This is a genomic window from Methylobacter psychrophilus (genome assembly GCF_025583945.1).
Lineage (GTDB): Bacteria > Pseudomonadota > Gammaproteobacteria > Methylococcales > Methylomonadaceae > Methylobacter_C > Methylobacter_C psychrophilus.
This window is the reverse complement of record NZ_JAOEGU010000067.1, coordinates 1-16064: the sequence shown is the minus strand read 5'-3', so window position 1 is coordinate 16064 and position 16064 is coordinate 1. Positions and strand designations below refer to the sequence as shown.

Genomic DNA, 16064 nt, shown 5'->3' with positions numbered 1-16064 from the left:
TCACGTGAAGAAATCCGGGATTCACGTGAAGAAATCCGGGATTCACGTGAAGAAATCCGGGATTCACGTGAAGAAATCCGGGATTCACGTGAAGAAATCCGGGATTCACGTGAAGAAATCCGGGATTTACATGAAGAAATCCGGGATTCACGTGAAGAAATCCGGGATTTACATGAAGAAATCCGGGATTCACGTGAAGAATACCGGGATTCATGTGAAGAAATCCGAGATTCACGTGAAGAGTCCCGACATTCACATGAAAAACCTCGGCATTCACATAAAGAATCCCGGGATTTACGTGAAAATCCCCGAAATTTACATAAAAAAACCGGATATGTACATAAAGAAACCCGCTAACTACCTCTGGGTCAGTTATTTGCCAAGACGTGGTTAGTGTTATTTAGTTAAGGTAAGCTATATGTTACAAAGCTGTTGGTTTTAACAAGGCATTTACACCTTGATCTGATATGGGCTTTGCAAGTTAATTAATGATAATCGATGACTTTGTAAATTTATTGGATGGCTTTTACGGCGACACAGTAGCAAGCTGTTTAAGCAAGAGTGCAGGCAATGGCAAATTTTGGCTATAAAAAAAGCCGCGCCGGAATATCCGGTGCGGCTTGATAGAGCACTATCGAAAGAGGTAATTATCGTTGCTTGGATTAATGAGGAACCTAAATCACGATAACCAATAAGCGTGGACTAGCGATAGTGACCAGTGATTTACCAGTCCAACTGAATACGGGTTTCAATCATATCCAAATCGGCCTTATTAAAGGCTTTTGATGTTGCGTTGGCAACATTAGTTGTACTGATGTCCAACGCGTGAAGATAGTTAGCCATGACTCGAACATGCGAGTTGGGATACCAGTTAAGACCAGCCTTAAGGGTTGACGCACGTCCGCCTTGAATTTTACCGCTATTCAAGTTCATATAGTCATAACCACCGGCAACTTCCCATGCTCCCCAACCGCCTTTCAAATCAAAGTTGCGAGTAGGTTTAATGCGATCCCATGAGGCAGTCTTGGATTTATAATTACGCGACTCACCGGTTAAAAAGTAAGTGGTATAACCATAGTAACCATTCATGGAGGCGTTGTCATAATTGCGACCTGAAACATCGGTTTGTATATATTCGCCTTGTGCTGAGAACGGTCCATAAACCAAGGCAGATTCTGCACCAAATCGAGTCAGATAGTCGGCTTGATTACCGGCTGTTTTTGAACCTGAGGTTAAGTTGCCGGTATTTAATATAGAAGTACGATCTACGTTGGCACCAATACCGTTGGCGAAAATAACGCCGCCGTTACTGTACTGGCTGTTTCCAGTGTAATTGTTGTTAATATTAATATATGATCCTGAAGTACCGACATGCAGGAATTTGGTCTTGCTTGCCATCCAAGGAGTACCGGCTATACGGGTATTAACTTCCCAAGTTGTATCACCACCACCGCCATTACGGTTGACACCACCGTTAGTGTTAATGGCACTACCAGTACTGCCAGTCAGTGAGTTATTACCATAAGCGTTGTAACCACCTACCCCTTCGGTTTGTAACGATGAGGCGATCAACCAGCGATCAGCCGAGTAGTTTGCACCAATACCGACTTTATAAGTATTGAGGTTATCGACTAAGGTATTGACAACCATGTTACGTTCTATAAACGTCAGGTAACGGTTGCTGGTCGCTTCTTCCATGCTAAATGGTTCTTTAAAGGCACCGAATTTGAGTGAAAAAGGTTTGGAAAAATTATAACGAATGTAAGCATCGGTAATGCCGCCCGCATTTAAACCATTGCCTCGGGTAAAATCGTATTCAAATTTATAGTCGGTTGCTTTAAAAAAAGTACCTTCAATACCCAAGCGGGCACGACGCAGGGTTGCACCATTGTCTAGCTCGGCTGGCATACCTTGTTGATTGGGGCCTAAATAACCGACAGGCAATTGCTGATTAATATTGGACTGTGAATCCACTTGTAAACGACCGTTAATGCCGGCTGTGAAATTGCCATCTCGGGTTGCAAAATGGATACCATCATCAAGTTTAACTGTAACAGCGTCCGGTTTTGTCGCTTCTGCAGCATGCTCAGACAACGCCTTGATCTCATTGGTTTTTAATTCCAAATCTTGTTTAATGGCGGCCAGTTCGGCAGCTTGTGCTGCTGGAGCCGCTTTAACTGGTGCATCATCCACTTTTTGGAAAGAACCCATGAGTTCACGGCCACGACCTGGCTCAGCATATATTTGCTTGGTTTTGGTATCGACATAAAGCTCCATAGCAAAAGCGCTGAATGATACGCTTGCGCTTAATGTGGTTGCAATCGCCAAAGTTAGTTTAGAGAATTTCATGTATTGCACTCGAAAATTAAAAAATAATGAGGCAAGGATAATAGGGAAATGTGACAGTTTTATGACAGCGACATTATATTTTTGTTACGAAGCAACAAATAATATGTCAAGTTACTTTTTTAAAAAAACACAAATAAGAAATGGTTTTGTTTCTCATTGTTTTTTAAAGATAAACAGTCCATTATTTCGTTCGCTTTTTAGCAACAACAGTTAGGATGCAAAGCCCTATTGAACTAACAAATAAACAAATAAACAAGAAAGCAATAAATTGTCTGTATTAATTAAAATGAACCTTATGCTCCCAACTACAGCGCTCTGCGCTTAAATAATCAGGCCGATAAAGCTATCTATTCAGGAATGCCCATAAAATAACGTCGTTCGTTAAAATCGTCTGAAATGTAATATTGCAACAATACGTAGAGTAATAAATAGCAATACGACTGGCATCATATATGCCAGTGCCACACCAACAGTTCCATATTTGGCACCGAGTAAAAAACCAAGTACCACCATACTTACTGTTGCCAGCGCGGTTAAGCTGACTACGGTGCGATGAAAGCCCATGAATTGAAGACAATAGGGGGTGTCGGCAAACAAGGCACTAATTGATGCACCAGCGGCAATAATAAGTACTGTGTTGTAACCGGCGCCAAAATGAGCACCGAATAAGCCTAATATGTTTTGGCCGGATACTATCAGAATAGTTAGTAATATCAAGATCATTCCGCCTAGCGCCCAAGTTCTTTGGCTCATTAAGCGCTGTATTGCCTTTTTATCGCGATGTTCAATCATGACAACCATCATTGGTAAATAATAACGATTAGTTGATGTGCCAATCAGGGAAATAAAGCCGCCTGTCTGTGCAGCAATGGCATAAGTTCCTACGGCCATGCCGGAAGGGAACAGTAATTCCAGAATAACAACACCACTACTGGTCATTACGGTCATCATCAGACTGCTAAAGACCAGAGGCAAGGAGCGGCGTAGCCATTTTTTTTTATGTTGATGTGGCACAGATTGTTTCGCTTCAACCGGTATCAGCTTTTGACTGACACTCCAAATGACTATTAGTGTTAAGACCCAGGCACAACCAAAGCAAAGTACGGCAGTTAAGGCAGACAACGGCAGCGGGCTGAATAGAAGTGCAATAACAAGCAATAAATAAATAAGTGGAAGAAATAACCGGTAAATAGCCATAGCCAGTAAATGTGCGCCATGTGCGGCAATAAATTCAACCAGAAACAGTGTGATGGACAATACCGGTAAAAAAGCGGCATAAACAATAATGGCAATATGGTAGTCTTCTTGATGTATCGCTAATATGGCTTCAAGTCCAATAGTAAGTAATGCCAACAATAATAAACTGAAGCTACTGATAGAACGGAGAGAAAATAACCAGAAGCCACGAAATTTTGACCAGTCTTGTCGATCACGAAACAGTGCAACAGCCCGTAAAGCATACTTTTCCAAGCCTAATGTTGCTAACGTTGATAGCATCGTTACAACTGATAACGCTACACTGTAATCATCAAAATCATTAATAGAGAGTGATCTGGCCAACAAAATATTGGTGGCATACATCAGTGCATAATTGGTTAATGCAAACACAAACATTAACAATGAGCGAAAGTTATTAGGGCGTAAATCCAGCGGACTATTTTTGTTCATTAATTAGAGTTCTTTTCAATTCCCATAACATTGTTATAAATATGCTATGGATTATTATAAAGGAGTGGATGCTGACATTATTTGTAGCGTGCATGAAATAAGTGGCCCCATTTTTTAATAGTTAACTTTCTTTTCCTGTATGGAGAAAGATTAACTGACTATTAATTAACTATAATTTTAGGCCCTATAGCTTTCATTTACCTTTCATGATTACTATTTTAATTTTATTTGATAGTGCACGATACAACAGGGTTCAAGAGACACAGATTTGGCATTGTTTCACTTGATTAGTTGAAGTATCTTGCTAATCAGGAAGCGGAAAGATCAAGCGCTGTCAGTATTTTTTATAGCATTAAGTATGGCGGGGATTATGGTTCTGAAAATGACTGTTTTTAAACGGCCTTATAAAACTCGTATTCAAAATAAAAGCCGGCTGTTGATAGGGCGATTAAGAGCATAACTGAAAAGCTGATGCGCGGCAGGAGGTAGGCTTACCGTTAAGCCATACCCGGTCAGGAGACTTTGCTGCTTTAGTCTGGAGTAAGCTCTGGCACGCTATTGCAGGATACCAGAGCTTGCAGGGATACAGCCACCAATAAGGATGTTGGCAGCTGGTTGAGCTTAGTATTACTTGTTTTCAGTAGCCGGTGTTGCAGTTGGCGCCGGTGCTGTAGTACTGGTAGAAGATTCCGGTGCGGCAGTTGTCGCAGGTTCTTCGGCTTTGTTGCAGCCAGCTAAAAATGTTAAGGTAATTAAAGCTGTAGCGACAAGTAATTTGTTGTTCATCATAGTTTTCTCTTTGAATTTAAAGTTGATACATAGCATATTTTTCAAAAAATACCAGGTAGTTGTAATGCTAACACAAGAGTTACTTTTATTGGCAATAAAACAGCCGTTATTGAGTGGCGCTGGTTAGTGCTTGTTGTGTTGTATTTCCAAGCTAAATATTTTCTGATTAATAACTATTGGAGCAGGCATTACAATGCCTGGGCGCTTAACCTAAGCTGAATGGCTTTGCCAGAAAAATGATGGTTTCTACGCCGGACAGTGAGTAAATTGCACGCTTTAGTTAAACGCTATATTATAACGTTTAACTTTCGGTAACTGATTTTTTGCCATGACCACTCACATCCATTCCAACCAGAATACCCTGCAATCTTTAGAGCATAATCATAACGACTGTGTCAGTGAAGCCCTGGTTACCGCTGAACATTTATGTATCGATCGCGGTGTGCAATTAACACCCATCCGCCATAAAGTACTGGAATTAATCTGGGAAAGTCATAAAGCCGTTAAAGCCTATGAGCTTCTGGATCGGCTTAAACCTTTACAACAGGCAGCAAAACCCGCGACTATTTACCGTGCGCTGGATTTTTTGATGGAACAAGGTTTAATTCATCGGGTAGAAAGTCTTAATGCTTTTGTCGGTTGTCGTTGTTCAGGTCATCAGCATGAGCAATTATTACTGATTTGCAAGCTCTGTCAGGAAGTGGAGGAGCGCAATGCCAAAGAGGTGATGTCGGCGTTGTCAGAAGAAACCAAACAGGCCGGCTTTATTGTCTACAGCAAGGCCATTGAAGTTCATGGACTTTGTGCAAAATGCCAGGATTTATCGGTTGAAAAAAGCTGAGTATTGGCAGGATTTTAGACCTTTCAAATTTTCTTACTTTGACTTTGATATACATTTTCACATAAATAATTCTATGTCGACAGATACCATCCCTTCAAGGGATGGTATCTGTATAAACTTACAGCTACGTTAATTGGAAATTTAATTTCTGAAAGTCTATAGATACTGGATAACCTGCAACACAACGGCCAATAGATGTTAGCTGTATAATTGCGCCGGAAACGCGACTACCTGCTACGCTCTCATCGTTATGCACAAATGTCACAAAGCTCGTCATTCCGGCATGGACCGCCGGAATCCAGGCTACATGGATGTATTTGAAATTACCGTCCCTGGCACTGGATACCCGCTTCCCGGCGGGTATGACGGTTAATTAAAAACTTGAAGATTTAGTGAAAGGTCCGGTGTTGTTTTAGCTGTTACAAATACTGCGTAACAGCAGTTATTAATATTACTGTAATGGCCATCAAGTAAACTGAGTACAGGTAGCGTAGTTTTTATCTTCGCGAACCTCACAAGTCTTGATGGTGTATTTTTGTAAAAGACTTTCCTTATTAATAGTGTTGCTTCGGTTCTTAAATTGGCAAGTGCAGTAAATAATATTTGCAATATGTTATGTTATAACATACCTTATGCGCCATAATAGTACACAATTTACGCTCATGATTTATACCGAATGAGTCACTGAACACGCAAACTGCTTGTTTTGCCATTAATTATCGTCAACTTAATCATTTTATGAATAAAAAACTTGCCATTTTTTTCTTATCGACAGGCACGATAGGGTCTAATGCCTTGGCTGCTGATAATGACATTTACAAGATGGATGATGTGTACATCACCAGCACGGGTCTAAAACAGTCGACTTCAAAATCAGCTCGTCCGGTAACGGTATTATCAGGCAATGATTTACAAACAAAAATCGGCACAACTATTGGTGATACTCTGAAAAATGAACTGGGGATTACCAGTCAATCGTTTGGTGCCGGCGTTGGAACGCCGGTTATTCGTGGTCAATCAGGACCGCGTGTACGGGTTATGCAAAATAGTCTGGGCAATAATGATGTTTCGTCCTTAAGCCCTGATCATGCCAATGGCGTAAACCCGATTATAGCGGAACGAATTGAAGTGTTGCGTGGCCCCTCTACCTTATTATATGGGAATGGGGCTATCGGTGGCGTGGTGAACGTTATTGATAACCGTATTCCCGAACAAGTCCCTGATAAAGTACTGGGCGGCGCCGGTATGCAACGTTATGATACGGCAACTGATCTGACCTCAAGCGCGCTTAAGCTTGACGGCGGCAAAGGCCTGTTTGCCTACCATGTCGATGGTTTTTATAATGATCAGGGTAATACCCATATTGGCGGGCAGCCAATAGATGAAGCGGCAGCACGTGCCACCGATCCTACCCTTCAAGGTACGCCGGTACTGGATAATCCCAAAGGTGTTATTAATAACTCAAACGGGCGTTCTCGTGGTGGTTCGGCAGGGGCTTCGATAATCGGTGATGTTGGTTTGGTGGGGGCGGCAATTAACAGTCTGGAAAATAATTACGGTATTCCGCCAAACGGCACAGGCGGTGCGCCAATCAGGGTTCAGATGAACCAAACCAAGTATGATTTTAAAGGCCAACTCAATAAACCCTTCGCACTGGCTGAAGAGCTACGGATGAAATTTGGTTACACGGATTACAAGCACGTTGAATTGGATGCCGGGGTGCCTGCGACAACCTTTACCAATCAATCCTACGAAAGCCGTCTTGAGCTTCAGCATCAGCCAATAGGCATCGTGAAAGGTGTCTTGGGCTTTCAGTCTGTTAACAGCCAGTTTGCTGCTCTAGGCGCTGAAGCGCTCGTACCGCAATCCGCCATTGATTCTTATGGTTTGTTTGCGGTCGAGTCTTTCAAAATTAAAGACGTGACTTATGAGTTGGGTGTACGCGGTGAATGGCAAGGCATTACTCCGGAAACTACTTATAGCAGTGTTTCTTATGTGCCGCTTAGTGGATCGGTTTCAGCGCTGTGGGACATTACCAAACAGCATCAGCTGAGTCTGGCGGTAACCCAATCGCAACGGGCACCACAAATACAGGAGTTATTTTCCAATGGTGTGCATGAGGCCACCATGAGCTATGAAAAAGGCGATGTAAATCTGCAAAAAGAAATTTCTTATAACCTGGATCTGGGTTATCGATTTAATGCCAACTGGATGACGGCTGAATTTAATTTGTTTCATAATTGGGTTAATGATTACATTTATCAGCAGCAAAGCGGTAGTGTGTTTAACGAGGATATGGAAGATTTTGAACTTGACTGCTCAAGTCCTGGTGCTTGCCTGCCGGTGTTACAAAGCGCCCAAGCCAACGCTATTTTTCGTGGTTTTGAAGCCAAGACGGTATTTCCGTTGATGCAAAACAGTTATGGTGCCGTCGATTTAACTTTATTCGGTGACTATACGCGCGGCTCGTTTGATCAGGGCGGCAATGTTCCGCGTATGCCGCCATTGCGCTATGGCTTGCAAGTGAGTTATGAAAAAAATGACTGGTCAACCGATGTAAAGTTGACGCGAGGAGAAGCACAGAATTATGCGGGAGAAAATCAATCAGACACACCGGGTTATTTGCTGCTAAATGTGGGCGGACAATATAGTTTGGCGACCTTCCACAATTCCGAGGTGATGCTGTTTGCAAAAGGTAAAAATTTGCTCAATGAAAATATCCGTAATTCAACTTCCTACTTGCGTAATTTTGCACCCGATCCAGGGCGTAGCGCTGAAATTGGCATTCGCATGAGTTACTAAAATAATTTCACCACGAAGACACGAAGACACGAAGAACACGAAGTTTTTTTGTGTCTTTCTTCTGCATATCGGAATTTGTAACTCCAGACTTGGGAATTAATTCTTAGGTATCACCTAAATTTAGTGTCAACTACTTTTTGGCTTCTATGAAGGATGCCGAAGGTATGAAGTTTTTTTCTTCGTGTTCTTCGTGGTGAATAAGCTTGTCGTAACGCTTAAAAATTTTGTATGCGCCTAAAGTTTATATCCAGGTTCATGAATTTTAAATAATTATACTGAAGCTTGCGTGCCCGATTACTTTTAATCGACTGATTTTGGTAAACCGAGTTGGTGATTTCTCTTTTTGCTTCCAACCAATCATGCATTTCATTACCCGGATAAAAACTACGTTTTTCGGCTTTGTAGTAAGCGGCCTCGGCGATCATGTTGTCAAGATTAACCGGTTGAGCAGATAATGGTGCCGGCAGGGTAAAGCCAAACTTTATCAGGTTAACAAGATCCTGTGGCGAATTTTCTTTGATGCCTATTTCAATCGGATTTTGCTCTACCAGTGTCCCGAAAAGCCGATCCCAAAGCGATAAAACAGCGCCATAGTTACTGTCATGTTCATGCCGCTCAGTCGAATGATGCGTGCGATGCAGGTAGGGAACGATAATGATATGACTCAGCAGTTTTTCACCTTTGAAGGTAATGTTGGTGTGATGAAACATGATGAACAGGGTCATTATTAGCTCGCTGATCATTAGCATGGCTTCTTCTATGCCTAGAATAACAACCAGAACAGCTTTTAAAATGTGGGTAATAAAAAGCTCCAGAAAATGTATTCTAAATGCGGTTGAGGTATTTAAATAAGGATCATTGTGATGCACTTTGTGAAACATCCACAGACAATCAACCTTATGACTGGCTATATGCCAGAGATACATCAGTAAATCAAGCGACAAAAACGACAGGACGGCTTTCCATCCCGAACTGGATAAAGAGCTAAGGAGTCCTTTGTCTGAATAACGTTCGGCCAGTATCAAAAGGGATGAGGCAGATACCAGCGACATGGCGATACTATTAACAACGAACAGGCTAATATTGGTTTTATAGGATCGGCGTAAGAATTTTGCGGGTAGTTTATCCCGGGGTGCCTGAAACTCAAGTGTTGATAGTATGGCGAAAGCCATAAGCAGGGTTAATGCCAGCACTTCACCAGGTACAACTGTTGGCCATTTGAAATCAAATTCAAGTAAATTAGTTGGGCTTAACATAGTTATTTCCTCATCTTAAAGCTGATAGGCACAATAATGTTAAATGCTCTTAATGACGATTTGATGACATAAGCTTTCATCAAACGTTATCGGCTTAACTTATCGTGATCAATATCAACCAGTAAAAATATCTGATAACCGGAGTGAGTTATTTTTGATTCATCCGGTGACTCAAGCTCACTTACTTTCCTTATCTTAACTATCAGCAAATTATGGGCCATAAGCTCATCAGATTACTGTTAAATCAAGAGGGAGTTGTTGTAGGCTTTAATAGCTAAGGGGTTGACGCATGGGTTACTTATTTGAGGGCGAAGATTATGACTAAAAACAGTAAGCTTTTAATTACAGAAATGATTCAATTGAGTGCAATTGTATGGTTTATTTGCACCAATAAGGTGTTTTTTTTAATGATTATGATCCAAATATAAACATATTGTGTCCTGTCAGTTGATTCTCTCAGTGTTTGGTTTATGTTGCCTGGGTGTTGTTTTACAGGCAGTCAATGTGGTTTATTATTAATAGTTGGCAATCAAAGAAAGTATTGGGATATTGGGTGCTAATAATAAAGCGTAAAAAATATTCTAAAAACAGGTAAATAGTGATGGTTCGTGCAGCACTGCTCCAGATTTTATAGCGGGTATTCGGGGAGCATCGCCAAACCGATAGCGTCCACCAGACGATGGGTAATAGCAGCATTCCATGTACGGTTTTCCAGCTTGCTATGGTGTAAGTGACGTTCATTATCCGGTAATCAATATAATAAAGTACAATGTTGACCAGCAGGAAAAACGGCCAAAAGGCGCGCCATAATGCTGAATTTCCCTGCCACGCAAAATGTAAAAATTGATAAATAGTATTGCCGGGCTTGTTGTTCCATTTTTTATTAACTTCCGGTGTACAAAAATAAACCAGAAAAAAAATGGCCACCAAAAATATAATAGCCTCAACAACAGAAAACAGGCTGGTATAAGTAAATATAATTGGTAACGTATTGATAAACATATTCAGTGAGTTATTTAAAGTGTCCGATTTAAAAGTTGGTTGATTTATCTTAAAAGCAATGCCATTAAAATTTTAACAAAGTGAGTGCCACTATTAATGATAAGCCGTCCTGTACACAAGATATTTATATACACGGCTTTGCCTTGTGAGGCAAAGTCTTTGGCAGAATATTTTCAGTTAAAAAAAGATATTACCATTAAGCCATTTGCCGTTTATGCAAATCAGGACATTTGCCTGACGGTAACCGGACTTGGCAAAAGCGCAATGGCCGCCGGAGTCGCTTATACTCAAGCGCTATTTACTTCGGTTGAGCATCCGGTTATGGTCAATATCGGTATTGCCGGCCATCGCGATCATCCCTTGGGTAGCTTGTTTTTGATCAATAAAATTATCGATGTTGATAGCCAAAGAAGCTATTATCCGTCCTTAATTTTTACGCCGCCTTGCCCTACTGGCAGCATTCAGACAGTATCAAAACCACTACCCGTTTATGATGAGTCATCTCTTTGTGATATGGAAGCTTCCGCTTTTTACGAAACAGCCGTGCGTTTTACGTCAAGTGAGATGATTCTTTGTCTGAAAATTATTTCAGACAATCAATTATCGCCGGTAGGCAATATTCAACCTAAACAGGTTGCCGGGCTAATAAAAGCACATCTTGCTTTGATTGAATCATTACTGACACAAGTCGTGGCAACGGCAGCATCGATAACGGTATCCGAGCCTAAACTTTTTGAGCCGTTGATACAGCGTTATCATTTTACCGTTAATGAGCGTATGCAATTAAAAAACCAGTTATCACGTTGGGATAGTATGACGGATCACCAGTCTCTTGAATTTGATAGTGCTCCATTTAATAGTGGTAAGGATGTGCTGCGCTGGCTGGATTTAAAAATGAATAATACTGACTTTTATTTATAACGGTTTCGTGCCGGCTTAAAAAAAGAAGAAGGCATTTTTGGTCACTGCGACAATGCCGATATAAACAAAACAGGCCATCGCGCCTACAAAGGCGGCCCAGCGTACAGTTCCTCGATTATGCATGGCAACGACACCCAAACCAATGTAGCTAAGCAAGGCGATTATTTTAGCAATAATCCAGCCATATTCAGTAGCTAACCATCCACCTTGAAAAACCAGCGTAATACCGCTAACAAGTAGCAGTGTATCAATGACATGAGGAGCGATTTTTAGGGCTTTTTGTTTAAGGATTGCCGGATGCGTTTCGGACAAGATGACTCTTCCGACAAAGCTGAAAATGGATAGCAAGATAAAGGTAAGGTGAAAGATTTTAATCATGTTGTTTCCAGGTGGTTAATTTTCAAGTTTGGCATTATAGCGTTGCCTGCCAACAAAAGTAGAGATCTTAAATTGTTTGTAGCAAGTAAATAGTGTTTATTTTGAGGAGCTTTTTAAAAATCAGATTGTTACTCATACGCTATGAGCGTAATTAAAAGTTTCAGCGAGATGGATATTAATTTTCAACCATTAGAGTAATGACCAAGAGCCAAGGTATCAAGTCCTTTAATATACTAGTCAAAAATTTGAAAATTGAATGATGGTTTGCTTACCAATTTTACTTTACGGTTAATATTATAGTAATATTTTGATTGCCGCTTAGTCAGCGTTCATTTTATGTTAGAAAAAAGCCGACGAAATAATATGAAAATATCAGCGATCAAATGATGAGGTAGCATAAAAATAATGACACACTATAAAATAGTGTGGCATAATCTGCAAAAATTGTGGCTTTTATGCTACGCTAGCATCTCAATCTCCAGAACCAATGGGCATTAAGGTGATGGAGCTGGTTTTTTTACTTTACGATTTGCTGTTTTTATTTAAGTTAATTTAAGGAGAATGTTATGTTAAAAAGACACTTGTTTGCTGTTGCAGCACTGTCAGGCCTGGGTTTTTTACCTATGGCTCAAGCCGCTGATAAAGTAGTAGATGACCGATTTTATATTGCCCCTTTTGGAACATTTATTCAACCCGGCGGTGATCGTCAATCTGATAACGGCTGGGGCGGTGGAATGGGCTTTGGCAAGATGATTGATGAGCATTTTAACGTCGAGTTGAAAGGTTTTTATCAAAACTTGCATGGTGGTACATACGGCGGATCTGATATGACCGGTGGTATTGCGGAAGCGCAATATTACATTATGCGTGATACCTTTTCGCCTTATACCGTGCTTGGTTTAGGTGGAATGAACACAAGCCATAATGGTGATAGTGGTGCAGGCTTGATCGGTGAAGCCGGTGCCGGTTTTACCTATGAAGTTAGTGATAACTTCCTGCTTCGTAGTGATGTACGTTATCGTTACAATCAAAATTTCAATGCCAACCTGCAACCAGGCACCAATGAATTTCATGACATGGTTGTGAATGTTGGCTTTGTTATTCCATTGGGCGAGAAACCTAAAGCACCTGAGCCTGTAGCGGCTCCAGCTCCTGAGCCAACGCCTGTTGCTGTTGCAGATTGCTCTACTATGGATGACGATCAAGATGGCGTTAATAATTGCAATGACAGATGCCCTACCACCTTGCCTGGCGTTCAAGTCAGCGTAAAAGGTTGCTGGATTGTTGATGTAAAATTTGACAACGACAAAGCTGTTGTTAAGCCAGAATACTTCCCAAGTCTTGATAATACAGCTAAAGCAATTCAGGAGCATCCTGAATTAGCCATTGAAATACAAGGCCACACCAGCAAAACCGGTGGATTCAAGCACAATATGTTATTGTCTGAGCGTCGCGCATTAGCAGTTAAAAAATACCTGGTTGATGGTACTCATTCACCTAATCTGACTACTCGTGGATATGGCTGGACTCAACCTATAGATACCAATGATACTGAAGAAGGACGCGCCAATAATCGTCGCGTACAATTGGAAGTTGAAGGACAACCTCAGATGCCTTTAAATCCTTAAAGATTATTGATATCGTAAGGTTGGTGGCTCTTTAAGCTTTTAAGAGCCGCCAAAAATAAAAACCCGCTTTATAGCGGGTTTTTTTTTACCTGAAAATACTTATATTGGCTGGTTTAATAATGGTGAATAGAGTATTTATTGGTGAGTGCAAGCTTTTAAAGTAACATTTTCTGTCACTAAATATTAAAAATCCTACTGAGCCTAATTATTTCAACTGACTATAACTGATTTTTAAAATGAGTTAACACTTCCTTGAATGAAATATGTAATTTCACAAAAAGTAATAGCGGTTCTGACGCCAATGGGTAATAGCCTGTTCAGCTTTTATTCAGTGCTGAAAACCTAGACTTTGCAATGAATTCTCTACCAGAAAATTAAAGTTATTTTAAGTTTTTTAATCAGGTTATTATTAATGAGCTCTCGCCCTCGATTTGGATTAATTTTTTTACCATTATTAATCGTAATTTTATTCTCCGGTTTGATTCCTGCACGTCAGGTTTACGCTGATTCCCGTGTTAATATTGAGAGTAACACTTTTTACGATGCCTTGGCACCTTATGGTAACTGGGTTGATCACCCGCTATACGGACAGGTTTGGTATCCGGATAATGTCGCGCAAGACTGGCGTCCCTATACGGATGGTTATTGGGCGTATACCGATAATTACGGTTGGTTGTGGGTTTCTTATGAGCCTTGGGGTTGGGCACCTTTTCATTATGGGCGTTGGGCTTGGGACAACTGGTACGGTTGGATTTGGGTGCCGGGACGAACCTGGGCTCCAGCATGGGTATTTTGGCGTTCGGGCGGTGGTTATGCGGCTTGGGCACCAATGCCACCTAATGTTATGTGGCAATCCGGCGTTGGCCTGAACATCAGTTATTTTAATTATGACCGTGATTTAAGATGGGATTCCTGGGTGGCAGTACGTGAACATGACTTGCCTGACAGACATATTAGTCGACACATAAGTCCGCGGAGTCACAATAGACAAGTTATCAATGTGACGAACTACACCAATAACGTAACCCTGATTAACAATACTATTGTTAATCAGGGTGTGCCCGTTAAGCAGATCGAAGAAGTGACTCGCCGTCGGGTAGAATCTGTCGTGCCTAACATACACGATAGAGCCGATACAAATAGACACGAACAGCGTGAAGGGCAACCTGATATTGTTCGCTTGCCAATGACTGCTCCTACGCATCAGGAAATTCAGCATAATGAGGAGTTGGCAAGGCGATTAGATGGAAAAAATACCGATGGAACCAGAACCGAATTATCTGTTCCTGATTCAGGAAAATCCGGTAATCATGAGCCGCAACTACCAGGGCGACTGCTTGGAGTGCCTGTTTCTGTACAATCTCCTTATACAGCGCAGGAGCAAGTAAATCCGGTACTGACAGAAGCCATTGGAGAGGGTTTACCAAAACCGGCAATACCTGAATCGTCAATGCTTGATATCAATCCTGATACGCAGCATAAAAAGTCTGCATTCGACAGCAAGCAAGAACCGCTGTTGCCCATTCAACGCCTTGATCAGCAATCTTCTTCTGTTATACCGCCGATGGCGTTAACTTCGCCACCAGGTGATAAAGCTGGCGTTCCAGTTTCTACATTGATACCGCCTATTCAAGATACGCGGCAGCCTTCGGAGCTTGCAAAACAATCTGACAATCATCCGCTTCAAGATTCCGTAGTGAGTCAACAACAAACAGAAGGTCAACAGTCAGAATATTTACAGCGCCAACAGAAAATAGGCGGGTTACAAGAAGAATTGACGCGTAGCCAAGATAAGCTGAAGCAGCAACAAGCTGATCATATCGTAGAGCCGGTGCCGCAAATACAGTCGCCGGAAGCTGTTCATCAGCCAGAAAGGCAAAATCAACAGCAAGTGGAGGCGCAGTTGCAACAAGCTGATCATGCCGTAGAGCCGGTACCGCAAATACAGGTGCCGAAAGTTGTTCATCAGCCAGAAATGCAAAATCAACAGCAAGTGGAGGCGCAGTTGCAACAAGCTGATCATGCCGTAGAGCCGTTGCCGCAAATACAGTCACCGGAAGCTGTTCATCAGCCAGAAATGCAAAATCAACAGCAAGTGGAAGCGCAGTCGCAACAGGCCGAGCGTGCACAAGCCCAAGCTCGGCAGTTGCAGCAACAGGAAGCTGCGCGTCAGCAGGAACTACAAAATCAACAGCAAGTGGAAACGCAGTCGCAACAGGCCGAGCGTGCACAAGCCCAAGCTCGGCAGGCGCAGCAACAGGAAGCGGCGCGTCAGCAGGAGCTACAAAATCAACAGCAAGTGGAAGCGCAGTCGCAACAGGCTGAGCGTGCACAAGAACAAGCTCGGCAGGCGCAGCAACAGGACGCTGCGCGTCAGCAGGAACACCACAAACAACAGCAAAAGGAAAAACAAGCCGAAAAGCCTAAACC

The 16064-nt window shown here is 41.8% G+C and carries 12 protein-coding genes; 6 read left to right on the top strand and 6 right to left on the bottom strand.

Translation table 11 applies throughout. From position 1 onward, the window contains the following. A partial coding sequence (locus N7974_RS18550; RefSeq protein WP_262967043.1) for a coiled-coil domain-containing protein occupies positions 1-357 on the top strand: 357 nt, incomplete at its 5' end. Between the two features lie 366 nt (positions 358-723). On the opposite strand, the gene N7974_RS18545 is transcribed toward N7974_RS18550, so the two are convergent. From N7974_RS18545 to N7974_RS18535, 3 genes are all read right to left on the bottom strand, one after another. Beyond that, positions 724-2349, bottom strand: coding sequence for an OprO/OprP family phosphate-selective porin (locus N7974_RS18545; RefSeq protein ID WP_262967042.1), 1626 nt, complete (start codon positions 2347-2349; stop codon positions 724-726). A gap of 381 nt (positions 2350-2730) precedes the next feature. Then, positions 2731-4017, bottom strand: a complete 1287-nt coding sequence (locus N7974_RS18540; protein WP_262967041.1) for a lipopolysaccharide biosynthesis protein — start codon at positions 4015-4017, stop codon at positions 2731-2733. 627 nt (positions 4018-4644) lie between these two features. Next, a complete protein-coding gene (locus N7974_RS18535; protein WP_262967040.1) occupies positions 4645-4806 on the bottom strand; it encodes a hypothetical protein in 162 nt (53 codons plus the stop codon). Positions 4807-5134: 328 nt separating this feature from the next. Here N7974_RS18535 and N7974_RS18530 point away from each other — a divergent pair, with 328 nt between their 5' ends. After that, the gene (locus N7974_RS18530; protein WP_262967039.1) at positions 5135-5647 is read left to right on the top strand and encodes a transcriptional repressor; all 513 of its coding nucleotides are present in this window, start codon (positions 5135-5137) and stop codon (positions 5645-5647) included. Between the two features lie 738 nt (positions 5648-6385). Then, complete coding sequence (locus N7974_RS18525; RefSeq protein WP_262967038.1) at positions 6386-8449, top strand: TonB-dependent receptor; 2064 nt, start codon at positions 6386-6388, stop codon at positions 8447-8449. A gap of 215 nt (positions 8450-8664) precedes the next feature. Here the strand turns inward: N7974_RS18525 and N7974_RS18520 are convergent, their stop codons facing one another. Both N7974_RS18520 and N7974_RS18515 read right to left on the bottom strand, forming a co-directional pair. Next, the gene (locus N7974_RS18520; protein ID WP_262967037.1) at positions 8665-9705 is read right to left on the bottom strand and encodes a sterol desaturase family protein; all 1041 of its coding nucleotides are present in this window, start codon (positions 9703-9705) and stop codon (positions 8665-8667) included. Positions 9706-10194: 489 nt separating this feature from the next. Continuing rightward, the gene (locus tag N7974_RS18515) at positions 10195-10707 is read right to left on the bottom strand and encodes a hypothetical protein (RefSeq protein WP_262967036.1); all 513 of its coding nucleotides are present in this window, start codon (positions 10705-10707) and stop codon (positions 10195-10197) included. A 159-nt stretch (positions 10708-10866) separates the two neighbouring features. On the opposite strand from N7974_RS18515, the gene N7974_RS18510 reads away from it, so the two are divergent. Continuing rightward, on the top strand, positions 10867-11628 hold the full coding sequence (locus tag N7974_RS18510) for a nucleoside phosphorylase-I family protein (protein WP_262967035.1): 762 nt from the start codon (positions 10867-10869) through the stop codon (positions 11626-11628). Between the two features lie 15 nt (positions 11629-11643). Here the strand turns inward: N7974_RS18510 and N7974_RS18505 are convergent, their stop codons facing one another. Continuing rightward, entirely contained in the window at positions 11644-12006 is a 363-nt protein-coding gene (locus N7974_RS18505) for a SirB2 family protein (RefSeq protein WP_262967034.1), read from the bottom strand. A 566-nt stretch (positions 12007-12572) separates the two neighbouring features. Here N7974_RS18505 and N7974_RS18500 point away from each other — a divergent pair. Continuing rightward, complete coding sequence (locus tag N7974_RS18500) at positions 12573-13634, top strand: OmpA family protein (RefSeq protein ID WP_262967033.1); 1062 nt, start codon at positions 12573-12575, stop codon at positions 13632-13634. A 412-nt stretch (positions 13635-14046) separates the two neighbouring features. Next, a partial coding sequence (locus N7974_RS18495; RefSeq protein ID WP_262967032.1) for a DUF6600 domain-containing protein occupies positions 14047-16064 on the top strand: 2018 nt, incomplete at its 3' end.

Excerpts from the sequence above, each read along its gene's own strand:
- N7974_RS18545 (WP_262967042.1), bottom strand. The coding sequence starts at position 2,349 with ATGAAATTCTCTAAACTAACTTTGGCGATTGCAACCACATTAAGCGCA.
- N7974_RS18520 (WP_262967037.1), bottom strand. The coding sequence starts at position 9,705 with ATGTTAAGCCCAACTAATTTACTTGAATTTGATTTCAAATGGCCAACA.
- N7974_RS18530 (WP_262967039.1), top strand. The coding sequence starts at position 5,135 with ATGACCACTCACATCCATTCCAACCAGAATACCCTGCAATCTTTAGAG.
- N7974_RS18515 (WP_262967036.1), bottom strand. The coding sequence starts at position 10,707 with ATGTTTATCAATACGTTACCAATTATATTTACTTATACCAGCCTGTTT.
- N7974_RS18525 (WP_262967038.1), top strand. The coding sequence starts at position 6,386 with ATGAATAAAAAACTTGCCATTTTTTTCTTATCGACAGGCACGATAGGG.
- N7974_RS18540 (WP_262967041.1), bottom strand. The coding sequence starts at position 4,017 with ATGAACAAAAATAGTCCGCTGGATTTACGCCCTAATAACTTTCGCTCA.
- N7974_RS18505 (WP_262967034.1), bottom strand. The coding sequence starts at position 12,006 with ATGATTAAAATCTTTCACCTTACCTTTATCTTGCTATCCATTTTCAGC.
- N7974_RS18500 (WP_262967033.1), top strand. The coding sequence starts at position 12,573 with ATGTTAAAAAGACACTTGTTTGCTGTTGCAGCACTGTCAGGCCTGGGT.
- N7974_RS18535 (WP_262967040.1), bottom strand. The coding sequence starts at position 4,806 with ATGATGAACAACAAATTACTTGTCGCTACAGCTTTAATTACCTTAACA.